This is a genomic window from Candidatus Seribacter sulfatis, assembly GCF_964187635.1.
Lineage (GTDB): Bacteria > Verrucomicrobiota > Verrucomicrobiia > Opitutales > Seribacteraceae > Seribacter > Seribacter sulfatis.
This window is the reverse complement of record NZ_CAXLMO010000071.1, coordinates 1-23,085: the sequence shown is the minus strand read 5'-3', so window position 1 is coordinate 23,085 and position 23,085 is coordinate 1. Positions and strand designations below refer to the sequence as shown.

19 protein-coding genes are annotated in these 23,085 nt (G+C 46.2%); 14 read left to right on the top strand and 5 right to left on the bottom strand.

The features are described from left to right. The first annotated feature begins 8 nt into the window (after positions 1 to 8). From ACKPQ5_RS07390 to ACKPQ5_RS07355, 8 genes are all read left to right on the top strand, one after another. Positions 9 to 1,445, top strand: a complete 1,437-nt coding sequence (locus ACKPQ5_RS07390; protein WP_407678461.1) for a DUF6288 domain-containing protein — start codon at positions 9 to 11, stop codon at positions 1,443 to 1,445. 184 nt (positions 1,446 to 1,629) lie between these two features. Next, entirely contained in the window at positions 1,630 to 2,391 is a 762-nt protein-coding gene (locus tag ACKPQ5_RS07385; protein WP_407678460.1) for a hypothetical protein, read from the top strand. A gap of 124 nt (positions 2,392 to 2,515) precedes the next feature. Continuing rightward, on the top strand, positions 2,516 to 3,034 hold the full coding sequence (locus ACKPQ5_RS07380; protein ID WP_407678459.1) for a 2'-5' RNA ligase family protein: 519 nt from the start codon (positions 2,516 to 2,518) through the stop codon (positions 3,032 to 3,034). A 147-nt stretch (positions 3,035 to 3,181) separates the two neighbouring features. After that, a complete protein-coding gene (locus tag ACKPQ5_RS07375; protein WP_407678458.1) occupies positions 3,182 to 4,609 on the top strand; it encodes a sulfatase family protein in 1,428 nt (475 codons plus the stop codon). A 3-nt stretch (positions 4,610 to 4,612) separates the two neighbouring features. Further along, positions 4,613 to 5,662 (top strand): SMP-30/gluconolactonase/LRE family protein, encoded by a 1,050-nt coding sequence (locus ACKPQ5_RS07370; RefSeq protein ID WP_407678457.1) that lies wholly within the window; start codon positions 4,613 to 4,615, stop codon positions 5,660 to 5,662. Positions 5,663 to 5,686: 24 nt separating this feature from the next. Next, positions 5,687 to 6,718, top strand: coding sequence for a galactitol-1-phosphate 5-dehydrogenase (locus ACKPQ5_RS07365; RefSeq protein WP_407678456.1), 1,032 nt, complete (start codon positions 5,687 to 5,689; stop codon positions 6,716 to 6,718). Further along, positions 6,715 to 8,415, top strand: a complete 1,701-nt coding sequence (locus tag ACKPQ5_RS07360) for a GntP family permease (protein WP_407678455.1) — start codon at positions 6,715 to 6,717, stop codon at positions 8,413 to 8,415. The genes ACKPQ5_RS07365 and ACKPQ5_RS07360 overlap by 4 nt, the downstream gene beginning before the upstream one ends. A 62-nt stretch (positions 8,416 to 8,477) precedes the next feature. Further along, positions 8,478 to 8,972 (top strand): gluconokinase, encoded by a 495-nt coding sequence (locus ACKPQ5_RS07355; RefSeq protein ID WP_407678454.1) that lies wholly within the window; start codon positions 8,478 to 8,480, stop codon positions 8,970 to 8,972. Positions 8,973 to 9,154: 182 nt separating this feature from the next. Here ACKPQ5_RS07355 and ACKPQ5_RS07350 read toward each other — a convergent pair whose 3' ends face one another. After that, on the bottom strand, positions 9,155 to 10,021 hold the full coding sequence (locus tag ACKPQ5_RS07350; RefSeq protein ID WP_407678453.1) for a PIG-L deacetylase family protein: 867 nt from the start codon (positions 10,019 to 10,021) through the stop codon (positions 9,155 to 9,157). 280 nt (positions 10,022 to 10,301) lie between these two features. Between ACKPQ5_RS07350 and ACKPQ5_RS07345 the strand changes: the two genes are divergently transcribed. Continuing rightward, complete coding sequence (locus ACKPQ5_RS07345; protein WP_407678452.1) at positions 10,302 to 13,682, top strand: DUF7133 domain-containing protein; 3,381 nt, start codon at positions 10,302 to 10,304, stop codon at positions 13,680 to 13,682. 1 nt (position 13,683) lies between these two features. Here ACKPQ5_RS07345 and ACKPQ5_RS07340 read toward each other — a convergent pair whose 3' ends face one another. Continuing rightward, a complete protein-coding gene (locus ACKPQ5_RS07340) occupies positions 13,684 to 15,612 on the bottom strand; it encodes a metallophosphoesterase family protein (protein ID WP_407678451.1) in 1,929 nt (642 codons plus the stop codon). A 93-nt stretch (positions 15,613 to 15,705) separates the two neighbouring features. Then, entirely contained in the window at positions 15,706 to 16,518 is an 813-nt protein-coding gene (locus tag ACKPQ5_RS07335; protein ID WP_407678450.1) for a helix-turn-helix domain-containing protein, read from the bottom strand. Positions 16,519 to 16,607: 89 nt separating this feature from the next. Here ACKPQ5_RS07335 and ACKPQ5_RS07330 point away from each other — a divergent pair, with 89 nt between their 5' ends. The 4 genes from ACKPQ5_RS07330 (at position 16,608) to ACKPQ5_RS07315 (ending at position 21,883) form a co-directional block, all read left to right on the top strand. Continuing rightward, the gene (locus ACKPQ5_RS07330; protein ID WP_407678449.1) at positions 16,608 to 17,693 is read left to right on the top strand and encodes a beta/alpha barrel domain-containing protein; all 1,086 of its coding nucleotides are present in this window, start codon (positions 16,608 to 16,610) and stop codon (positions 17,691 to 17,693) included. After that, on the top strand, positions 17,690 to 18,523 hold the full coding sequence (locus ACKPQ5_RS07325; RefSeq protein ID WP_407678448.1) for a sugar phosphate isomerase/epimerase family protein: 834 nt from the start codon (positions 17,690 to 17,692) through the stop codon (positions 18,521 to 18,523). Before ACKPQ5_RS07330 ends, ACKPQ5_RS07325 begins: the two co-directional genes overlap by 4 nt. 6 nt (positions 18,524 to 18,529) lie before the next feature. After that, positions 18,530 to 19,672 (top strand): Gfo/Idh/MocA family protein, encoded by a 1,143-nt coding sequence (locus ACKPQ5_RS07320; protein WP_407678447.1) that lies wholly within the window; start codon positions 18,530 to 18,532, stop codon positions 19,670 to 19,672. Positions 19,673 to 19,756: 84 nt separating this feature from the next. Next, positions 19,757 to 21,883: a DUF7133 domain-containing protein gene (locus ACKPQ5_RS07315; protein WP_407678446.1), complete on the top strand. Its 2,127-nt coding sequence runs from the start codon at positions 19,757 to 19,759 to the stop codon at positions 21,881 to 21,883. 47 nt (positions 21,884 to 21,930) lie between these two features. On the opposite strand, the gene ACKPQ5_RS07310 is transcribed toward ACKPQ5_RS07315, so the two are convergent. Continuing rightward, the gene (locus tag ACKPQ5_RS07310; protein WP_407678445.1) at positions 21,931 to 22,083 is read right to left on the bottom strand and encodes a hypothetical protein; all 153 of its coding nucleotides are present in this window, start codon (positions 22,081 to 22,083) and stop codon (positions 21,931 to 21,933) included. A gap of 11 nt (positions 22,084 to 22,094) precedes the next feature. Beyond that, the gene (locus tag ACKPQ5_RS07305; protein WP_407678444.1) at positions 22,095 to 22,253 is read right to left on the bottom strand and encodes a hypothetical protein; all 159 of its coding nucleotides are present in this window, start codon (positions 22,251 to 22,253) and stop codon (positions 22,095 to 22,097) included. Positions 22,254 to 22,426: 173 nt separating this feature from the next. On the opposite strand from ACKPQ5_RS07305, the gene ACKPQ5_RS07300 reads away from it, so the two are divergent. Further along, on the top strand, positions 22,427 to 23,085 hold a 659-nt coding region (locus tag ACKPQ5_RS07300; protein ID WP_407678443.1), incomplete at its 3' end, for a hypothetical protein.

Here is a 23,085-nt window from a genome sequence, read left to right as displayed (position 1 = left end):
ATGAGCGAATGCATGTTTTTGTATCTTGCTTCGCCATTTGCCTTTTCGCTTCTGCTTTTCTTTGCGGTCAGTCAGTTTATCGACCGAAGTTGATCAACAGTAAAAACGGAGATCATCATGATTTTCCGTTAGGAGTACTGGAGGCAACCGGTCGATTGAAAGATGGGGATAAAGAAATCCTTATCATGGATGTGGGTAAGGGTGGGACTGCGGAGAGAGGGGGACTTTTAGTTGGTGATCGATTGGTACGGATCGCGGGAAAGTTTCCCAAGCCGTTTTCAAAAAAAACTGACACTGGACTAGAAGGACCACAGGCCCTTTTGGGTGTAAGTTTGAATCTCAATTCTTGCTTACCCAACCCACTTTTATCTCTTCAGGTTCGAAGAGGCTCCGAGTTAATTACCTTACCTGTTAAGCTACCTTTCAGTCAGTCTTTCTCGCTGACAGCTCCAATTTCCTGTCCCAAAAGAAAAAAGTTTCTAGCAGATATTTCAAATCACCTGGCTAAGATTCAGCAAAAATCGGGCCGTTGGCAACCGGGGGTGGGCGGAGATGCGGATGTTTATACCACCGCATTTTGCGGATTGGTGCTCTTGGCAAATAATGACCCCTCTCATCTGTCCTCGGTCAAGAAAGGGATCGAGTTTGTAAAGAAGGCTAGCATTGATTTGATCGATTTAAATGATCCTAAGAAAGGACCCAAAAATTGGCAGACTGCTTCCAACGGAATCTTTCTTGCGGAATATCAATTAGCCACTGGTGATAAAACTTATTTCAGCGCGCTCAAGAAATGCTGTGATTTGCTTGCCAAGAGAGTGACCGAGAAGGGGACAATGGGTCACCATTACTCGATTCCTTACAGCGGCGGTGGCTTGATTGTAATCAATGTTCAGGCACATTTGGCCTGGGCTCTGGCTGAAAAGTGTGGATATCCAATTAATGAAAAATCATGGCGTGATTCTTTTTCCGAGGTGAAGAAGTCTGTTGACCCTAAGACTGGTGCTTTGGGCTATTCCTCACGAGCTCGGTGGAGTCCGGATATTGCGGCTAGAACTGGTGCGATGGTCACCGCACTCATTGTTGCAGACCGGGAAGTGGAATTTGCTCAATCCTTAGCGGATGCGCTGGTCCGTTTAAATGGAAGAATGCGCCATGCACATGCGATGTCTTCGATCGGTTTAATTTATGGATTTTCCGGTATTAAAATGGGGGCTTCAACAGAGCACAGCGACGTAATGAAGACCTGGTTGCCGTATCTTGAACTGAGTCGCCTACCCGAGGGGGGAGCTGCTTTTTTTGGCGGGAAGAGAAATATTGGAGGAGACCAGTACCTAGGGTATTCCTCAATCGGGAATGCTATGGTTGGAATGATTTTAGCAAGTGCGGAGGATCGCCTTTTTATGCACGGAGGATCGAGCAAGGAATGGTTTGGAATCGCAAAGTAAATTCGATTCTGTTCAGGCATTAAATTAGTTTACAATATCAAAAAATCTTCTCCTTAATTTCTTTTATCTTCTTTCGTTGGGTGGACTGGAGCTGAGAAGCCGAAATTCATTATTATTTTTGATTGGTGATCAGGTAAGTGATTGGGGGGTTATTCCTTTTTTACTTGCGGGTTAACCGTTTGCTTTGTTTAAGAAGTTCCTGAAAATTTGTTATTCCATTCCCGTTTTGATTCTACTCGCCTCTCGTTTTTTGTGTCATGCCCACGAATCGGAGACCAGTAAACCCTTTGAGAAAATTCACGCTCATCAATCCTTTGAAGCCCATGCGCACACCGGTTGGGAGAGCCTTTACTTCTCTGAAGGACGGGACGCCTTAAATGGTAAATCCCTTTGGGCAGGCTCACTGGAGGTAGGGTATGATCATTTCTCGGGTGGAGTCTGGTATGGGAGATCTTCTAACCACCAGTATGACGAGGTGCAATATAACCTCGCTTTTACTCAGGAAATTAATGGCTTTCAATTCTATGCAGGATATACCCATTTAGTTTTTGCCAAGGATAATGAATCAGATGATGAATGGTCTGCAGGCATCAGTTACGGGGAGTTGCCTTTTGCTTTTGAAACTTCATTGGATGCCTATTACTCAATGGATGCCGAGGGAACCTTTTTTGAATGGTCAAACACTAAGCTTTTTAATCCAAGTGACGAGTTCGAATGTTCGTTGTCTGGCATTTTTGGCTGGAACGAGGGATATGTATCGGACGGGCATAACGGAATGAATTTCTTTTCGGTAAACTTGGGCGTTGGAAAGTTAATCACCGAAAACTTCTCCCTTATTGGTCATATCAACCAAAGTTGGGCCATTGATCGTGATCTTAACTTAGCAGGGGATCAGGGGCTAAAAGATTTCTTTCATTTCGGGTTAGGAGTTGAATTCGAATTGTAGTGATTTAAACAATAATTAACCGATCTGTAATGAACTGATTGGGTGAAATTAGAATCGTTGCAACTGATCGCACTTTTAGATAAAGCTCGTACACTTACATTTCTAAATATTATACTCTACCATTATGCCTTATTCCCTTGAAGTCCACTTTGACGACATTACAAATGCCACTATTCAAGATATGTGGAAAAAAATATCGGAAAATAAGATTCCCTGCCGTGCATTTGAAAAAAAATTCACTCCTCATTTAACTTTGGTTTATGGAGAAATTAGCGGCCCAAAGAAAGTTGATTGGGGATTTTTGGAAGGCCAAAAAAGATTTGAGATCAATTTTGAAAATCTGGCTTTTTTTGAGGACCGGGGCGTACTCTTTCTTTCCCCGGAAAAATCAAAACCACTAACTAAACTTCACAGTTTACATGATGAGAATGCCGGGTTTTCATCAATGAATAAATTTTACCGGACTGCTCAGTGGGATCCCCATTGCTCGCTCGCCAGTCGACTCTCCCCTAAACAAGTTCAGCGTGGTGCTTCACTCTTTGATGATTTTAAGTTACCCTTCAAGTCCACCTGTGTATCTTCTAATTTAGTCAAGTATCCGGATCCGGTCATTCTATCCACTTTCGAGTACAAGGCAGAGTAAGCTCTGTAAGGGTGTTATTATGATACAAGAGGGTTTCGTTTCCTCTTTTGTATTGTCTTTATAAAAAGATAATTAGGAATTTTGTAAGAAAATGTGTGCAAACCGACATATATTTCCATTACCCTTATTAATTACGATAATCCTGTTATGACTACTCGGCCCAATATCATATTTATTATTACGGATCAGCAACGCTTTGATACGATTGCCGCCTTGGGTAATGATCACATGGACACTCCGCATATGGACCGACTTGTGAATGAGGGGGTATCTTTTGATAATTGCTTTATTACTGCCGCCTCCTGTGCCCCCGCCCGAGCCAGTCTATTTACTGGATATTATCCGCACACTACTGGTATCTTTAAAAATGCGGACTCCTGGAAGCGTTCGTGGATTGAGAAATTGTCGGACACCGGTTACCGCTGCGTCAATGTGGGTAAGATGCACAGCTACCCCTATCACACGCCCTTGGGATTTCATGAGCGTTATGTGGTGGAGAACAAGGACCGTTACCTGGAGGAGCGCTATTTTTTTGATGAGTGGGATAAAGCATTAAAAGCACGTGGATTGGTAAAGCAACAGCGTGAATCGTATCGAAAAAGAGCAGATTACAAAGATGCATTGGGAGCATTTGACTGGGAGCTACCCGAGGATATGCACCCCGATATGTTTGTGGGGGATACGGCCACGTGGTGGTTGAATAGCTACCCCAAAACAGAACCTCTTTTTTTACAGATCGGATTTCCTGGACCACATCCGCCTTATGATCCGACCAAGCGTTTCAGCGAACCTTATCTGAAAAAAGACCTGCCTTTAATGGAGGTGAGTCAGGAGGAGTTGGACGGCCTTCCGGAGCCTCTGAAGGGCCTGCGGCAACATAATAATGAAGTCGATCATGACTCGGTTGTGCTGGATCTTGAACCCAGTCGCGAGCAGCGGCACCGTCAACGGGCCCATTATCTCGCGAATGTGAGTATGATTGATGAGAAGGTTGGGGAAATTTTAACGACTCTTGAAAGGCAGGGCTATCTGGAAAATGGGATTGTTATATTCACTTCGGATCATGGAGACTGCCTGACTGATCACGGACACAGTCAGAAATGGACAATGTACGACCTGGTCACCCGTGTGCCCATGGTGGTGTGGGCACCTAATATTTATAAGGGCGGGCGTTCCATTGAAGGTCTTTGTCAGCATATGGATATCGGGCCAGCTATACTCGAGATGGCCGGGATTGAGGTTCCGCACACTTTCGAGGCACAGTCTATTTTACCCGCAATTCAGGGAAAAGACTGGACGCCCCGTGAGTATGTTTATGCGGAGCAGATCAAAGATGGTATCTTAACGGAAACAGAATTTATGAGTATGATTCGAAATGAAGAATGGAAATTAGTTCATTTCCTTCATATGAAATGTGGTCAGTTGTTTAACTTGAAAGATGACCCAGATGAGGTGGTGAATTTGTGGGATGAACCTGCCGCAAGTGGAGTGAAGCAAAAACTTTTGGATCAACTCCGTGAATGGCATATTGAAAGTCAGGTTCACACCCATGACTGGGCAGCGGAATGGCGTTGAGAAATGAATCACTATTCTACCATGAAAAATTCAATCATCTTCAGTCTATGTTCATTATTCAGTACCAGTAGCTCGATTCTTGGGGCTCAAAACTATCGCACCACTGGATCGATTGAACGCTTGGATCCCTCCTTTAATCAACTTATTTCAAAGGATGCGAAAATTGAAATTCTTGCCGAGGGATATGTCTGGTCGGAAGGACCAGTGTGGGTTTCAAAAGGTGATTTTCTTCTTTATTCCGATGTGCCCGCCAATAAGATTTATAAATGGAAGGAAGGAGAGGGGGCGAGTGTGTACCTTGATCCTTCTGGATACACTCCGAATAAATCACGGGCGGGGGAATCGGGTTCCAATGGTCTTACTCTGGATGAAAAGGGCAATTTGATCATATGCCAGCACGGAGACCGCCGGATCGCCCGCATGACTGCGTCGACTAATTCTCCCCTGCCAGTTTTTGAAACTTTGGCCGGAAAGTATAAAGGGAAACGTTTCAACAGCCCCAATGATCTCGCGTACAATCAAAAAGGGGAACTCTATTTTACCGATCCACCCTATGGATTGGTGCAAAAAGAAAAGGATCCCAAGCGTGAAATTGATTTCCAGGGAGTTTATATTCTTCGTAAAAACGGGAAAGTTGCATTGGTTGGAAAAGATCTTGAACGACCCAATGGAATCACTTTGTCCCCGGATGAAAAAACTTTGTATGTGGCCAATTCCCACGGTCCTCGTCCGATTTGGATGTCCTATGAACTGAAAGAAAATGGAATGGCGAAAAAGGGGGAAATTTTCTTCGATTCTACTCAATACCGAAAAAAGCATCCCGACCGTCAGGGCGGGAATGATGGTATGAAAGTGGATGTGGATGGAAATATATGGGCGACCGGACCCGGAGGAGTTTTAGTATTTTCCCCCGAGGGCAAACATCTGGGTACTATTCTTACTGGCCAACGCACCGCCAATTGTGCATTTGGAGATGATGGTTCCACCCTTTACATGACCGCAGATATGTACCTGATGAGAATTAAGACATCGACTAAGGGGACCGGATTCTAACATTTCCAATTTGCAAAGTAGTTTATGAAATCCATGATGCTCACCGCACCCAAGAGGCTTGAAATTCAGGACAGCCCGATACCGGAGCATGGTGAGAATGAGGTGTTGATCCGGGTGAAGGCATGCGGGATTTGTGGAAGCGATGTGCATGGCTTTGACGGAAGCAGTGGTCGGCGTATTCCCCCGCTCATTATGGGGCACGAAGCAGCCGGAATAATTGAGTCCTGCGGGTCCGGCGTTACCGGTTTTGCAATTGGGGACAGGGTCACCTTTGATTCCACCGTTTATTGCGGAGAATGTGACTACTGCAAAAAAGGGCAGGTTAATCTTTGTGACCACCGGATGGTACTGGGAGTGTCTTGTGGGGAGTACCGCAGGCACGGAGCATTTGCCGAGTTTGTAACCGCACCAGCCCATATTTTATATCAATTGCCAACCGGATTTCCTTTCGAACATGCGGCAATGATTGAGGCCGTTTCAGTTGCGGTTCATGCGGTGGGACGGATTACGATTGCTCCGTCAGATACTTGTTTGGTTGTGGGTGCGGGCATGATTGGATTGCTTGTTGTCCAGGCCCTCCGAGCGGCAGGATGTCAGAAGGTAATTGCGGTGGATATTGATGAGGACCGTCTGGAGCTTGCCCGCAGGCTGGGAGCGACTGATACCATTAATTCCAAGGATAAGGATGTGGAGGAAGAAATTCTTGCCCAGACACAGGGCCGGGGGGTTGTCTCCTCTTTTGAAGTGGTCGGTGCGACTCCCACAGTTCAGACTGCGATCAATACAGTGAGAAAAGGTGGCTCAGTTGTTTTGGTTGGTAATCTCGCCCCCGAAGTTGATCTTCCACTACAAGCGGTGGTCACCCGCGAACTTTCCCTTTTGGGGACCTGTGCCTCCGCGGGGGAATATCCCCAATGTATAGAATTGATGTCCAACGGTTCGATTCAGGTGGACCCGTTGATCAGTGCAACCGTTTCCCTTGAGGAAGGACCCTCGTGGTTTGAACGACTGTATCAACGCGAACCCGGATTGATGAAAGTAATTCTGCAACCATGAGTCCGATTCTTTTATTGCTGATCGGCATGGTGATTGTGGTCGGCAGTATTTTAATTTTTAGGCTTCATGCGTTTCTCGCTTTGATCCTGGGTTCTTTGATTGTGGCTGCCTTCACCGAAAAGGAAGCGGTCTATCATCATTGCCTCAAGTCAGAAGCGGTCCGAATCACGGATGTGGTCAGTGATCGTGTGGCATTAAAGGCTTCTAAAAACCAGAAAATTATTTCAGGGTCTATTTTCTTACTTCGCCCGAATGAATCCGATGGAAAACTAGAGGAAATTTCCGTGGGGGTACTCACTTTACTTCCTTCATCAAATCTGAGTGAGGAGGAAAAAACACTCGAAAAAGAACTGGGGGTTCGTTACGGGGAGATTTCCTCCGAAGTTTTACCTGAAATTAAAGACCGGATAATTCATCATACTCAAATCAATGAGGCCCGTTCCATTTCATCCCGTAACATTGCTCAGCGGGTGGGTTCCGGATTTGGAAGTACCTGTCTGAAAATCGGAATTATGATTGCGATGGCGGCAATTGTGGGGCAGTGCCTGATGAGAAGTGGGGCCGCAGAACGAATCGTTTTGGGAATCCGTAATTTGCTTGGAGAGAAGAATGCCCCGGTTGCCTTTATCGCCAGTGGATTCACCCTTGGAATTCCGGTCTTTTTTGAAACCGTTTTCTATTTGATGATGCCTTTGGGGAAAGCCATGCATTTAAAAACGGGCCGTAATTACCTGCTGTACATACTGACAATCATTGCCGGTGGCACGATGGCACATTCATTAGTCCCCCCTACGCCCGGGCCTTTGTTTGTTGCCTACGAATTGGGAGTGGATATTGGTCTGGCAATTATATGCGGTACAATTGTGGGCGTGTTTACCACTGCATCGGGCTATGTCTGGGCCCGGTTTATCAGTACCCGGATTATCATCCCATTACGCGAATCAGCGGATTTGACCAAGGCTCAATTAAAAGCAATGATGGATCGTAAAGCAGAGGAATTACCGGGTTTACTAAGTTCGGTTCTGCCCATTCTAATTCCTCTTTTCTTACTTGCTGGAGGAACTGTTTTCAGTTTGCTGTTCGCTAACATGGAGGTTCAACCCGCCTGGATGCTCACGATCGAACCCCTCGTTCGGGTTCTTGGAAACAAGGATATTGCCTTAACCGTGGCCGCAGTTTTTTCAATTGTTCTTTTGGCCAGACGACCCGGGAGCACCAAGGAAAGCGTTGCCCAATCGATTCAGGGAGCTATTGCAGATGCGGGGGTAATTGTGTTGATTACCTGTGCGGGTGGTGCATTCGGTCATGTTCTCCGTCAAACCGGGATTGCAGGAAGTATCGAAAATTCTCTCCCCGCGACGGAGTCCGGATTAATGATTGTCGGGTTTTTGATCTGCATGATCGTGCGGACCGCCCAAGGGTCTTCCACTGTGGCGATGATTACCGCGGTCGGTGTGGTCGCTCCCATTGCAGCTGCTTCTGTACTTACTTATCATCCGGTTTACATTGCCATCGCGATTGGGTGCGGTTCCAAGCCGATCAGTTGGATGAACGATTCTGGATTCTGGGTAATTAGTAAAATGAGCGGAATGACGGAGTCGGAAATGCTGAAAACAAATACAGTGATGGGAATTATCATGGCGGTGACCGGATTAATAGTCTGTCTGATTGGTTCACGGATTTTCCCTATGGTCTAACACGCAAGTGACTACCGTTTACCTGTAGGAGTTCTAGTGGAAATTTTAACTGAATACGAGTTATGATCTTTATTATTATGGGAGTTTGCGGTTCGGGGAAAAGCACATTAGGGCAGATGTTGGCGAAGGAATTGGGAACTGATTTTCTCGAAGGGGACGATTTTCATTCAACTGCGAATCAGAAGAAGATGGCGAATGGTGAGTCTTTAAGCGAAGGGGACCGTATTCCGTGGCTTGAAGATATTCGGATAGCGGCTGATCAATATCTTTCCCGGGGAGATCGAGTAGTGGTAAGTTGTTCCGCCCTTACAAAGAGCGGGAGACAAATTCTCGGAGTAGAGAGAAGGAGGGTACAGCTCATTTATTTACATGCTTCGGAATCGATTCTGACTGAGCGGATGCGCATGAGAGAAAATCATTTTATGCCCGCCAGTTTACTCCGTAGTCAATTGGACACCCTGGAGGAACCGGAACCGGGTGAAGCTTTGTCTATATCTGTGGATCAATGCCCCGATCATATTCTCGACCAAATCCTTTCCCGCCTAGGACCCGAATAGTTTGTTGAACAAGTCGAAGTTCGGCACTGAACGAAAAAGCGGTTGGACTGCCCGAAGAGTAATTTTTAAGAGTAACACATCAATTGATTCCTTTTTGAAGGAAATCAAGTCGGAGTGCTAAGTGTCCAGCGACAAATGCCCGGAGGAGGGAGAGGAAACCTTTTCCGATTTAGTTAATCCGATTACTTCGAAAATAGTATCTCTTTACTATTCTCTTCACTGGCCAGCAATTTGCCACCGAGCCAAGCAGGACTCATTTTCCCTTGGTTCCATTGATTCACGCGATAAAGGGTGGCAAAAGAAAAAGAGGGGGAGTGTCCGCCCTGTCCACCAACAACCTCTGCTCCAAGCCTAACATTGTCCTGCATCCATGAGGGGAGTCTTAGGTGAAAAGGATTGCGAATTAATTCTCCTCGATGATGGGAGAGTGCGGATAGAAGCATTGATAATTGAACAGTCGAAATTTCCACCATTATATTCGGGTTTTTCATCTGTCCCCAATATTCAGTCTCGACCAGGATAGTTTTGATTGTGGGCAGGCAAGAGAGTGCATCCAAAGTTAGTTGATGGACTCCTATGTGAGTTAGATTCCAGTCACTTGCATGGGGAAAGAAAATTGCCTGCGGGTTCCATTTTTTTATAATCTCAACGATGGTTTTAACTGCTTCCGCCCACTCGGTTGGATTTTCTTTTCGACTCGCGAGGTTAATTTTATCGAGGCCCTTGGGTTGAGTTTCCTGAAGTTCAAACCCAATCCAATCGCAAGCTTCTTTCAGTTCGTTGAGTCTTTCCTCCTTACGTTCTGGATTGCTGCCCAGTGTGACTGCGACATTGACCACATGGACACCCGTTTCCTGCATTAAACGAAGGGGGAACCCTCCAATAATACATTCATCATCTGGATGGGGAGACATAATCAAAACGACCGGTGACCCTTCAGTAGGTTTTTTCCTCTTCGCCGAAGGAATTCCTCCAAGAGGTAAGTTTTTTCCCTCTGTTGTTATTCTTTCAAAAGCTTCTGCATAAGAAAAATAAGGATTTTCTGTCATTTGAATAATGGGTGAAAAAAAGTTTCGATAATGTGTTATTCAGAGCAGTTGAACATTTCTTTCTACTCCTTGCTTATGATAGTATGCCAGATATAATAAATCATCAATCTGTAATCTTGTTTTTTTAATATGAAATTACATACTTTTATTTTATAATCAAAATTCGAATGGAGAGAGAAAATTTCTAAGGTCATGACGAAACTTTTACATTTAGTTAACAAATAGTCCGTGTTCTCTTGTTGATTTTTAATAACATATTATGTTTAATTTAATCTGATTTATGCTTATTCGAATAATTTTATTTTACAGTATCTTTACTAATCTGCTGCTGGCTTCGCCTGTACTCACTCCGACTGCACAATTGCCACAACTTTCGAACAAAGCATCCCCTTTCCGAGGTACGATTATACACTCCGGATATGAAGGCTACACTTGGGCGAGTTACCCTCATGTCGAAAATCCGGCAAGTTTAGATATTGACCCTAAAGGACGGGTTTTTGTGGCCGAGGCCAATCGGTTTAAATTTGGTGTACAAGATCTTAGAGGTGCCCGATATATGATCGCTCGAGATTTTCAGTCCAAAACTCTCGAGGATCGCATGAAGTTATACCAGGATTTCTCGGATAAAATTCCCATGGAATGGTACACCAGTGTGCCGGAACGTATTCTTCGATTACAAGACAGAGATGGAAACGGAGTAGCGGATGAAAGAACGGTTTATTCCGATGATTTTAATGAAACTCTGGATGGAATTGGATTTTCAATATTAGCCGAGTCAGATGCTCTATACTTTACCTGTATTCCAGCACTCAGGAAATTAACTGATCCAAATGAGGATGGCATTGCGGACACGAATGAAAAATTGGTCAATGGTTTCGGGGTGCGGATTTCTTTTACTGGGCATGACCTGCACGGTATTATTCGAGGTCCTGATGGTCGGTTATATTTTAGCGTGGGAGATCGAGGTTATCATGTGGTAGATGATCAGGGCGAAGTTCAATCGGCTCCGGGTCGTGGAGCCGTTTTCCGATGCGAGTCGAATGGCACTAATTTTGAGGTGTTGGCACATGGGCTAAGAAATCCACAGGAGCTCGCCTTCGATAATCATGGCAATCTTTTCACCTTTGATAACAATGGTGATATTGGAGATAAATCCAGAATTGTTTATGTCTTGGAAAATTCGGACTCCGGGTGGGATATGTCCCATCAGTCAGCTCATCAATATGTGAAAGACTTGGACTGGGGAGATTTTCATATCAGCAAATCGGTTTGGGTTGGGGAGGAAATGTTTGAAACTTTTTCTAAAGATCAGCCCCAGTGGATATATTCTCCGGTTGGCCATCTTGGTAATGGTCCATCGGGAGTGACTTGGGTTACGGGAGAAACTTTACCTTCAGATGTAAAAAACAGCTTTTTAATGACCGACTACAAGGGTTCGCCCTCTAGGTGCAAGGTGTGGATTGCAAAATTAAAAGAAAAAGGAGCCGGGTTTAAATTGGCTTCGAGTAAAACATTGGTTGATAATGTTGGGATATCAGATGTGGCTCAAGGCTATGATGGAAATTTGTATTTTGCTGATTATGGGGGAGGCTGGTCGGTCAATAAAAACGGTTCTGTTCAAGTGATTCGTCCTAAGGACAAAGAACTTAAAAGAGTAGGAAAAGCAGTTGCCCAGTTAATGTCGGATGGTTTTAGTCATCGTTCATTACCGGAACTGTCTGGTCTTCTTGATCATGCAGATCAGAGGATTCGTCAATCTGCCCAATTTGCCATGGTTGAAAAAGGAGAAGTTGCGGTTGCGAAATTGAACGAAATTTTGGGAGATAAAGAATTTTCCTTATTGGCTAAACTTCATTCGATTTGGGGACTGGGTCAATTGGCAAGAAATGGGTACTCCGAATCTGTCACACCTCTTATTTTGAAAATGCTCGAAAATAAGGAGATTGAAATTCGTGCCAATGCGGCGAGGGTGGCCGGGAGTTCTAACTTGCTGAAGTTGGGGAGTTCTCTTCTGGAACTTTTGAAAGATCCCTCCCCCCGGGTGGCTTCTCTCGCAGCACTTTCCCTGGGCCGAATAGGCAGCAAATCGGACCCGGTATTAGTTTCGGCACTTCTCCACTCGGTTGAACAAAACAAAGGGGCTGATTTCGACCCTGTTCTCAGGCATTCTTTTATTTCCGCTCTGGATCGAATCGCGTCTCCCGAACAGCTTATCGCACTCGCTGGATCAAAATCGGAAGAACAACGATTGACCGCGGTTATTCTCCTCCGCCGAACTGCTAATGCCGGACTGATGACTTTTTTGGAGGACACTAGTACTCCCGTTCGTATCGAGGCAATACGGGCAGTTTATGATACTGTTGCGCTGGATGGTTTAGCAGGGAAAAAATTGGCATTGATCGATCCGAGTGAGTATTCATTTTATATTCAATATCGAATTGTGGCCGCAAACTTTAGATTAGGCACAGATGAATCGGCCCGAAGACTCCTCGGGTTTTGTTCGAATCCCAAAATTGACAAGGAAATTCGTTCTTTTGCACTCCAGGCTTTAATGAGGTGGGGGATGAAATTAGATACTGATCCAGTCCTCGGTCACTACCGGCCAATGCCAGCAATTTCTTCCTCGATGAGTAACCTGACCCAGGTACTCGGTGAAGATTTAAGATCTTTTCTACTCGAAGAAAGCGATCCCGAACTTCTTTCACTGGCCACAAACCTTGCCCAAAAAGCCGGCCTGTCCATTGATGCTGAAATCCTGAGGAAACAAATTGAGGATGAACAACTTGACCCTCAGGTTCGGGTAGCCAACTTACGAAGTCTGGGCGAATTAGAGAGCGAGCAAGACAATAAACTTCTCAAGTCTTTACTTACCGATGAAAGTGAAGAAGTACGGGCAACAGCATTTGAGCTTTGCCTAAACCGAAACCTTCCCGATATGGACGAGCTATCCATGAAGGCGATTGAAAAAGACACACTATTGGTGGCTCGCCAAGTTTTAAACCGATATGTTTTAAAAAAACCGGATACAATGATCGAGCTTTGGCAAAAGAGGGAGTTGGAACTACGTCCAGAATTGTGGCTGGACTTATATTTGTTCCTTTCGAAAAACGACCACGCAGAATCTAAAAAGGTGGCCGCTACTTACGCGGCAGGTGAACCCGCTCGAATCCATGTTCTCAGCCTTTATGGTGGAGATAGCTTGCGGGGAGATAAGGTCTTTAGGAATCAGGGTGCCTGTATGCAATGTCACCAAATTGATAAAGAGGGCGGTGTGCAGGGGCCTCCATTATCTTTGGTGGGGGATCGACTGAGTTCCGATAAATTACTTGAATCCCTGGTTAATCCAAGTGCGGAAATCACTCCGGGTTATGGACTTTCTACAGTTTCCACCAAAGACGGAATTACTTTAGTGGGTAGAATCGCAGAAGAGTCCGAAGACAATGCAACATTGGTTCTCGTATCCCCCGACGGAAAAGAAACTCAACTCAAACAAGAAGATATCTCCACCATTTCTCCCCCCATTTCAGCAATGCCCCCCTTGGGCTTGACCTTGGCTCCATTAGATTTGAGGGATCTCATTGCCTTTTTGAAATCCAGGAACAAGAAGGAACTCCTTGCGGCCAAATCAAGGAGATTAGATTCCGGTCACGGAAAAAAATAACTTATATAGAAGCCTTTAAACTGCCCGCTTTTTTGCGGTCTTTTTGTGGTAGTAGGTCTTTTGAAATGACTTTCTGAGGTGTGTTCAAACCGGCCTTAATTGTGTGCTTGCCTGTAGAGTATACCTTTGGTTGGAAGTTCTTACCTTGAACGCGCACAGTATAGAGAATCTCCTTAGTTTTATCCTCGATCACCTGAACCACCGGATTTGGCTTAGTAAATGTAAGCTTGGGCAACCAGCCTTTTACTTTTCTGCCGTCATTCTGAGTCATTTTAAAAGTAAGCGGCCAACCGGGAAACTGGACTTTATCTCCATCGGACACTTTGGAGAAGCGGGGCCAACATTCAAAAGTGATGGTGCGGTTCTTTTTGTGGAACCGGGCGACACCAAAACCATCCGCTCTTTTTAATTCATTTTTTCGGTCTTCGGGGTTGGCATAGGCATGCATGGTAATTTTGTTGCCCAAACCGTCCTCAAAATCTCCGGTCCAGGGGAGAGGAGAATTCGGAATGGGGCGGGGGCCGGGTTTTTCATCCTCCGGTTTCCACCATCGACCGTATATTGTGTTGACAATTGCCGGACTGGTAAAGGCAAAGGGACCATCGCGGTGTGAGTCAATTCCGTGTTGGACGACCACTCCCAAATGCTGATCTCCACATAGGTGGGTGGCCATGGCTTTCCTGAGTTCATGTAGAGCTTTGTTTCGACCTTTTTGGGGCCAGGCATTACTGTCAAGGTCCGCGAGGAGGCGACTGTTCGGATTTCCATGAATGTGAACCGCACCACAGAAAGCCGTGGCGGAAAGCGCTGCTTTCATTTGGGCACCTTCCCAATCCTGACTCCAGTTGGAGAGAAAATTGAGCTGTCGGTCTCCCAAAAGGACCAAGCCATCCAGGTTAACGGCATCCCGGTTATAAGCGGGATCATTAATATGATCGGGGCGGGGGCCCATCTTAGGTATCTTGCCTGCGGGTCCGGTTTTGAATTTACGGTCTTCCAAAATCGCAAAATCAATCCCACCTACTCGTAAACGGGTAAAGTAAACTTCCAACCCTCTTTTTACCTTTTTAGGATCCACCGGATCGGGTAAGTGCCAGGTTTGCTGACGTTGCACCATATTGACATAAGGGATTGGATAAAAATAACCACCGCTGTTTCCTGCGGGCGAAGTGGCGACAATACCACTTTCTCCCCATAGGTTGGCCTGCCCCACATCATGGTCGTCCGGGATGGTGACAGTGGGTCGGTCTTTGATCAGATCCCTGAACTGTAGACCAAATTCGATCCAGCCTGCGGTGTGTTCAGTATGGTGATAGGTTTGATCACCGGCAAAGAAGAGCATGTCGGGATTAATCGCCTTTAGGTTTTCAATAATTTGAGGACGGGGTCCCTTGGTGCGGCTTGAGTTACAGGATAGATTTCCGACCACAATTGTTTCTTGGTGAACTGGATCTTTCCTTATCAAACCTTCGAAAGAAGCTTTTTTACCATGCCTAACCCGGTAAGGAATATCCTTTGTAGAGTCCCAGTTTGTAATCCGAAAGTGTGCACTCCATCCGGGATAGGTGATCTTGACTTTCGAAATTTCCTTCCACTGTTTTCCCTGCTTGGTTTCCAAACGAACTTCCCGTGATTCATCCGGCATCAGAGGATAAAGTTGTCCGGTCAATTTGAGGGTTCCACTATCTTGCGTGTAGAGGGCAAAGGCAACCACCTCATCACGGGGAACATTTAATTCAATTATTCTCTTGGGCGGTTTCCCTTTTTTGGAGAGGACCTCAGGGGGCCTTGCCCGTTTCCACCATTCTCCGGTGGACAGGTGGTCAAGGCTTGGAAACTTCTCTCCAAACAATTCCTTTGATTCAGGTTCGGCCTTTACAAAGGACAATAAAGTGGAAAAGCAAAAAAACGATAATACGAGTAATTTCATCAAAAAAAAAGAATCTAATTAAACTTTCCTTTCAAGATTAAAATAGATGCTCCTCTGTGATTATTTTCAAGACGGCCTGCTATTTTTTATACTCTATGAATTTCCTTCCCTCCATTGACGGGGAGATTGGCCGACTTTTTTTCGAAACCACCGGGCAAAGTAATTGGGATCCGCGAATCCACAATCCCAGGCAATTTTGGCAATAGACAGGTTTTCTTTTTTTAATCCTTCGTACGATCTTTTCTGCCGGGTTTCATCGAGGAGAATTCCAAGGTTAAGGGCAGATTCGCGACGGACTTTCCGATTGAGTGAACTTAAATCTTCCCCCAAAAAATTAGCAATTTCATTCGGTGCTTTGGGAATAACCGGTAATTCATTTAGCAATCTTCTCACCTTTTCAGTGACTGGATAAACCGTTCTATTATTTATGTTTCCCTCATCGAGTACATTGAATAGTACCGAGAAAATTTGTAGTATGTGGGATGATGCTACAATACTATGAGCTTGATGGATATCCACGGATTGGATCATCTGATTAAGTACACTTTCTATCTCCGAAAGAGTCACAGGTAATAAAACCTTATTTTTTACCCGCCATTTTTTAGCTCCATTTTCTTTAAAGTTAATCACCAGGGATAACGGCGGGCTTTTCATAGATTTGATAAATCCATGTCGTGTGCCTGGAGGAAAATAGAGTAAAGCACCCCGTCTTACTGCAATAGGTTCACCGTTATAAGTCTGAATTCCCTGACCTCTTAAATACAGAAGAAATTGGGAATAAGTATGTTCATGTTCTTCAACCAAGTCGCTTTTGGGGGTGTGCCGATGATGGGCGACTCTCAGGATGGAATAGCCTGGAATTGAAATTCGTAGGTTTTCCAAAAAGATGGGTTGAAATTTATTCATCAAATAAAGACTAATAAAATGTCTGAAAAATGCTAATTATGCAAGTTCTGTCCTAACGGTATGTCCGAATAACTGATAGAATGGAACATATGATTCAAAAAGCTGATGAAATTCAACCCGATACCCAATGGAGCGAAACCGTGTGGGCACATTCCCGTGAAGAGGATCTAATGAATGACCAGTCCAATCCCCGCCTTTGTGTTGCCGCGTTACTTCCATTTAAGGACGGCCAACCGGATTGGGGCAGTTTTGAAAGGATGCTTCAATGGATGATGAAATGCGCTGATCACTTTGGGGTGGAGATCACTTTTGTACTGAATGCCGATACCGGCTATGTATTCAATCTATCCAAGGAGCTTTACGAGGAAGTAATCTCACGCTTCCGCTCTCTTTACCCCGATGCATCCTTTATAAGTGGAGTCACGGCAGTGGGGGCATCGCCTACTGCTTTTGATGCCTCCTGTTATCATTCACATCTCGAAATTGCCCAGGCTCACCGCCCTTGTGAAGTTATGATCATGACCTCACAGGCTCTGAATGCTTTGGCTCCCGAGAAACGAAGAGATGCCTACTTTGAAATTGCTGAAAAAATCGAAGTACCCGCACTCGTTCATGCTCTCGAACCCGCTTTCGTTCCCTGGGCCACGCCCTTCGATCCCTGGCTTTTGCACCAATTGGCAGGTCATGAGAAATTTGTCGGTGGAAAAATTTCCACTCTGGATGAACCGCACTTTCTATATTGGGCATCCATGTGCCGTGACCTCGGATTGGACTTCGTTCCCCATAGCGGAGATGATTTCGGGATCGCCTCCGCCATCCGCATGGGATTACCCTTGCTGATAGGTGCTGGGGTATCCGCATGCCCGCTCATTTGTGCAGCCAAAAAATACTGGAGGAAAGATGATTTTGATTCCCGGGTATATAAGTTATTCGAAGCCATTCAATCGCTGGAGGATTCGGTCTTCCGCCTCGATGACAAGGGAAGTGCTGCCGGGTATAAGCACAGCACCGCAGAGATTTTACAAATGCTCGGTGTGATCGATTCTGCGGAGATCCATCCCGAATGTCCTGATCTTCGTGCTGGGAACGAACGAGCTCGGATGCAGGAGGCATTAATTCGCCCGCTACGGATTGCCGAGCGTATGAATATTCCCTTCTATTCTTTTCCATCATGAATGCCGATCCACTTACTGATTTTTCCCGTCTATGTGTGCATACCATTACCACCAAGGGTTGGGACCTGGAAGAAGCGGTCGATCATTATGCCCAAGCGGGGGTATCCGGAATTACCGTTTGGAGACAATGGCTGGAGGGTCGGGATCCATCGAAAGCCGGTAAATCCATTCGGGCTGCCGGCTTGAAGGTCGTTTCCCTTTGCCGTGGAGGATTTTATCCGGCCGTCGAGGAGAAATCCCGTCTTGATGCCATCGAGGATAATAAACGAGCGATCGAGGATGCTGCCGCCTTGGGTGCACCCATTGTGGTTTTGGTATGCGGGGCAGTGCCCGGCCAATCCCTGGTTGAATCGCGTATGCAGATCACGGATGGGATCGCGGCTACATTGCCTCTGGCTGAATCACTTGGAATTAAGCTGGCAATTGAGCCACTGCACCCGATGTATGCGGATGATCGTTCCGCGATCAACTCCCTGGCTTCGGCCAATGATGTTTGTGATGAATTAAATCATCCGTTGGTCGGCATTGCCTATGATGTTTATCACCTCTGGTGGGACCCCGATTTGGAAGCTCAGACCAGGCGCACAGCAGAAGCTAATCGGCTCTTTTCCTTTCATGTCTGCGATTGGATGACTCCGACCACCGATTTACTCAATGACCGTGGATTAATGGGGGAGGGCTGTATTGATCTGCGAGGTATCCGGGGAATGGTAGAAGATTCCGGATTTAAAGGCATGATCGAAGTCGAAGTCTTCTCCAACCGTTGGTGGGAAAAACCACCTCAGGAATTTTTACAAGCGATCAAACAATCCTATTTACATTACACTTAATCTATTATGAAAGAACATAAACTTGGAATTATTATGAACGGCGTTACCGGACGCATGGGAACCAATCAACACCTAATCCGGTCGATCTGCGCCATCCGTGAGCAGGGAGGCATTCAGGTTTCCCCCGATGAAGTGATTACGGTCGATCCCATTCTTACCGGCCGAAACGAGAACAAACTGAAAGCCCTGGCCGAAAAAACGGGTGTACGTCGCTGGACCACCAATATCGAAAAGGCTCTTGCGGATGCAGATAATCAAATCTTCTTTGATGCCAGTTCCACCCTACACCGCTCCCGCTTTGTCGAGATGGCCGCGAATGCGGGGAAAGCAGTTTACTGTGAGAAACCCACCGCGGTCACCACGGAGGAAGCTCTTCGCTTAGCCAAACTATGCGAGGATGCGGGAGTCAAAAACGGAGCGGTTCAGGATAAACTATGGTTACCGGGGATTCGGAAGCTGAAGACTCTGATCAATCAGGGATTCTTTGGAGAGATTCTGTCCGTCCGGGGAGAATTTGGATACTGGGTATTTACCGGGCATGATGAGGATCAGCCTGCCCAGCGTCCCAGTTGGAACTATCGAAAGGAAGACGGTGGGGGCATCATGATCGATATGCTTTGCCACTGGCGCTACCTGGTGGACAATGTGTTTGGATCGATCAAAAGTATCTCCTGCCGGGGAGCCACTCACATTGGTGAACGGATTGATGAACAGGGTAATCCCTATCAATGCACTGCGGATGATGCCTGCTATGCCACCATGGAACTGGAAAACGGAATCCTTTGTCAGTTTAACAGTTCGTGGACCGTGCGGGTTCGCCGGGACGATCTTTTTGTGATGCAGGTGGACGGAAGTAAAGGTTCGGCAGTGGTCAACCTGCGTGGGTGCCAGACTCAAGGGATTGGAGTTACCCCTAAACCGGTCTGGAATCCGGATATTGAGCAACCGATCAACTTTTATGAAGGCTGGTCTGAAATGCCAGACGCGACTACCTATGAAAATGCTTTCAAAATTCAATGGGAACTCTTTCTCCGCCATGTCGCTTTGGACGAACCCTTTCCCTACGATTTAAGATCGGGAGCGAAGGGCGTCGAACTGGCGGAATTGGGAATACAATCATGGGAGGAAAGAAAGTGGATCGATCTGTAATGATTGTTTTTCTTTATATAAAATTTTAATACTTTGCAGACTCAAGGGTTGGCATTTTGTAAGATCGGTTTATTTTAATTTAGTATGAATTTCCCAAGAATTATTTTTCTAATCGTTTTCTCATTTTCTTCCCTTTCTCTATTTTCACAAAATGGAGACAAAGCGAGTGAGAAAGATCTCATTTCATCTCTAAACTGGAAAAAATGGTCGCCCGATGTAGTTCCCGTTTTTACCCCGGCGGAATCTCTTGCTCAATTCAAAGTGGCCCCGGGCTTCAAGGTTGAATTGGTTGCTTCTGAACCCATGGTCAAGGATCCGGTCTTTGTGGACTGGGACGACCAAGGGAGGATGTGGGTTGGTGAACTACGCACTTACATGAGGGACCTGGACGGTACCGGAGAAAACGAACGGATGAGCCGGGTGATGGTATTGGAAGACACCGACCAGGACGGTGTGATGGACAAAGCCACGCCTTTCGTGGATGACATGATTAATGTGCGCTGTATCGCTTTTGTGGATGATGGTGTATTAGTGGTAGAAACCGGGGGTCTTTGGCTTTGTAAGGATACTGATGGAGACTTGCGATGTGATGAACGGGAAAAACTGTTCGATTTTGCCACTGCTGCCCAGAGTAATATTGAACATGCGGAGAATGCATTGCACTTCGCATTGGACAATTGGATGTACAATTCAAAGTCATCAAGAAAATTAGCCTGGCGGAATGGAAAGCTAATTGAAATGCCTGCCAAAGGACGTGGACAATGGGGAATGGGAAGCGATGCCTATGGACGCTTATATTTTAATGCCAATAGCAATTGGTTTGAAGTGGACTGGGCGACTTACGATCGTCAGTGGCCAAGCAAAGGTTCCACTGTGAAACCTCCGACCAATCGTGTGTTCGGAATTCGTCCAAATACCGCCTTGAATCGAAATTATCGTCCGGGCCGAATCTTGGAAGATGGTCGCGTAGCCAGTGTAACCACAATCAGTGGCTTGGCAGTCCACAGTCATGGGGCATACGGAAAAGATTGGGAGGGAGCGATTTTCTCGATGTCTCCCGGAACCAATACCGTGGGGGCTTTCCTTCCCGAAAAACCATTTCCTGCATCTGATCAATATGTTCATCAACTCTATCCCGATGCGGTTTGGAAAGAACGGGAATTTCTTGCCAGTTCCGATGAACGTTTCCGTCCGGTCAATGCATCCATGGGGCCGGATGGCTGTCTTTATGTGGTCGATTTTCACCGAGGTGTTATTCAACACAAGCGCTACCTGACTTCTTATTTACGTCGCCAGTCTGCGGAGCGACAATTGGATAAACCGATCGGATTGGGCCGAATTTATCGGATTGTTCCGAAGGATCATAAAACGATTGATCCTCCATCCGATTTGGTGGCTGGTCTTTCCCACCCTCATCTTTGGTGGCGGCTGCGTTCCCAAAAACGGATCGTGGAAGGGGGGCGTCAGGATTTAGCCACGGATGTCCAGAAACTTGCTGACAATAAAAAAGCGAAAGCCCATGCCCGGGTACACGCCATGTGGACATTGGCCGGGCTTGGTAAATTGAAAGAAAAAACCGTTCGTCTTGCCATTGAAGATCATCATTGGTTTGTTTCCATGACTGGTCTTCGCTTGGCAGGTGAGAGTAAAGGCGTTGCAGATTTCTTTCCCGATGAATTTAAAACATTAGCGGAACAGGTGGTAGACCGTAAGATGGTTCCATCGACTCTCGCATCTTATGCTGGAATAATAAGCAAGTCCGGTTACCCATCCCGAGCGGTCAAAACTTATAAGGATAAAGAAGCGGACTGGGTTAAAAAGGATAGTAACCTTCTTTCTGTCTATCGCAAAGGCCGCGATCAATACTCGGTTAGCTGTGGAGCCTGTCACCAGGCGGACGGGAAAGGCCTCCCTAATATGGCACCCACGCTGGCCAAAAGCGACTGGGTGACTGGGGATGCCAAACGGTTGATCGGCGTGGCTGTTCATGGTCTCATGGGACCGATTAAAGTGAATGGCAAACCGGTGGAAGGGGTTCCTCCCATCATGCCTCCGCATGGTTTTATGAAGGATGAACAACTTGCTGGTATACTTACCTATGTTCGCAATGCGTGGGGCAATCGAGCAGGCTTAATTTCCATCGAAGATATTACCGGATACCGGAAAACCGAATCCGCCCGGGTTGCTCCCTGGACGGAAGTGGAATTTTAAATTTCCTTTTCTTATTTTTAGAAGAGATCCCTCTTTAGACCCCTTTGTCATCGCGAGGGCTTAAAGCCCGTGGCGATCCACTGTGCTCCAGTAAGCGAAGAGACAACCCCGAACGCGTTATGCGAGACACGATGGATTGCCGCTTCCTTTACTTCGTTTTCTCCTCGCAATGACAAGTGTGTATTGTCATCGAACCGCACACTGCATCACTTCACATTTTGTCATCGCGAGGGCGTAATCCCGTGGCGATCCAATGTGAGCCAGTAAGCGAAGAGACAACCCCGACCGCGTTATGGGAGACACGATGGATTGCCGCGTCGGTCACTTTCGTTCCCTCCTCGCAATGACAAAGAGTGTGTATAGTCATCATAATCCACACTCCATTCCTTCACCAATTTGTCATCGCGAGGGCGTAAGCCCGTGGCGATCCACTGTGAACCGGGAAGCGAACCGCATCACTCGATCGCCATCCCTCCCGAAATCCTGTTTGACAATACCCTCCTATTTTTAATCTAATTAATTATTAATTTCTCTGTTCCTGTTATGAAAAAAATACCTGTCCTGATTTCGTTCCTTTTTTTCACACTTTTCCTCTGGTCTGCCAATCCGGTTCCGTATTCGGGCAAGGTGGCAATTCGGGGAGTCAATTACTTTGGGGATGCCCAGTTTACATTTTCCTTGCAGGATAAGGATGGCAAGACCCATTGGCGGAATGGTAAGAGTAAGGACGACTCGATCAAAGTAAATATTCGCAACGGTCGGTATACCGTTCTTCTTGGCGGGCAGGGGATGAATGTCTTACCTCCGCAACTCTTTTTAGATTATGATGAACTGTATTTGAAAGTCCGCTTTGATGATGGGGACGGCAAGGGCTTGCGGCACCTCGCCCCCGATCAAAGAATCACCGCCACCCCTCGTGCCTTGGTTGCGGAGGTTGCGAAGATCGCAAAAAATGCTGATTCTGCAAAGGTAGCGGACTCGGTTCAAGCGGGTGCTATTAACAAGTCGATGCTCGGTCAGGATGTCCTTTCCGATCTCAACCGCACGGTCACCCCGCAAATGCTCCAACCTTCTTCGATCACCACTGCCCAGTTAAACGAACAGATCCTTAAATATTTAAAGCCTGAGATTACCCTGGCTCCGCAGGCACCCGGGCTCATTTTTAACGGACAGACCATCACCCTACATTCCCGTGCGGAGGG

Excerpts from the sequence above, each read along its gene's own strand:
- ACKPQ5_RS07360 (WP_407678455.1), top strand. The coding sequence starts at position 6,715 with ATGAGTCCGATTCTTTTATTGCTGATCGGCATGGTGATTGTGGTCGGC.
- ACKPQ5_RS07355 (WP_407678454.1), top strand. The coding sequence starts at position 8,478 with ATGATCTTTATTATTATGGGAGTTTGCGGTTCGGGGAAAAGCACATTA.
- ACKPQ5_RS07315 (WP_407678446.1), top strand. The coding sequence starts at position 19,757 with ATGAATTTCCCAAGAATTATTTTTCTAATCGTTTTCTCATTTTCTTCC.
- ACKPQ5_RS07335 (WP_407678450.1), bottom strand. The coding sequence starts at position 16,518 with ATGAATAAATTTCAACCCATCTTTTTGGAAAACCTACGAATTTCAATT.
- ACKPQ5_RS07330 (WP_407678449.1), top strand. The coding sequence starts at position 16,608 with ATGATTCAAAAAGCTGATGAAATTCAACCCGATACCCAATGGAGCGAA.
- ACKPQ5_RS07345 (WP_407678452.1), top strand. The coding sequence starts at position 10,302 with ATGCTTATTCGAATAATTTTATTTTACAGTATCTTTACTAATCTGCTG.
- ACKPQ5_RS07380 (WP_407678459.1), top strand. The coding sequence starts at position 2,516 with ATGCCTTATTCCCTTGAAGTCCACTTTGACGACATTACAAATGCCACT.
- ACKPQ5_RS07305 (WP_407678444.1), bottom strand. The coding sequence starts at position 22,253 with ATGATGACTATACACACTCTTTGTCATTGCGAGGAGGGAACGAAAGTG.
- ACKPQ5_RS07340 (WP_407678451.1), bottom strand. The coding sequence starts at position 15,612 with ATGAAATTACTCGTATTATCGTTTTTTTGCTTTTCCACTTTATTGTCC.
- ACKPQ5_RS07375 (WP_407678458.1), top strand. The coding sequence starts at position 3,182 with ATGACTACTCGGCCCAATATCATATTTATTATTACGGATCAGCAACGC.
- ACKPQ5_RS07390 (WP_407678461.1), top strand. The coding sequence starts at position 9 with ATGCATGTTTTTGTATCTTGCTTCGCCATTTGCCTTTTCGCTTCTGCT.
- ACKPQ5_RS07370 (WP_407678457.1), top strand. The coding sequence starts at position 4,613 with ATGAATCACTATTCTACCATGAAAAATTCAATCATCTTCAGTCTATGT.
- ACKPQ5_RS07365 (WP_407678456.1), top strand. The coding sequence starts at position 5,687 with ATGAAATCCATGATGCTCACCGCACCCAAGAGGCTTGAAATTCAGGAC.
- ACKPQ5_RS07320 (WP_407678447.1), top strand. The coding sequence starts at position 18,530 with ATGAAAGAACATAAACTTGGAATTATTATGAACGGCGTTACCGGACGC.
- ACKPQ5_RS07350 (WP_407678453.1), bottom strand. The coding sequence starts at position 10,021 with ATGACAGAAAATCCTTATTTTTCTTATGCAGAAGCTTTTGAAAGAATA.
- ACKPQ5_RS07325 (WP_407678448.1), top strand. The coding sequence starts at position 17,690 with ATGAATGCCGATCCACTTACTGATTTTTCCCGTCTATGTGTGCATACC.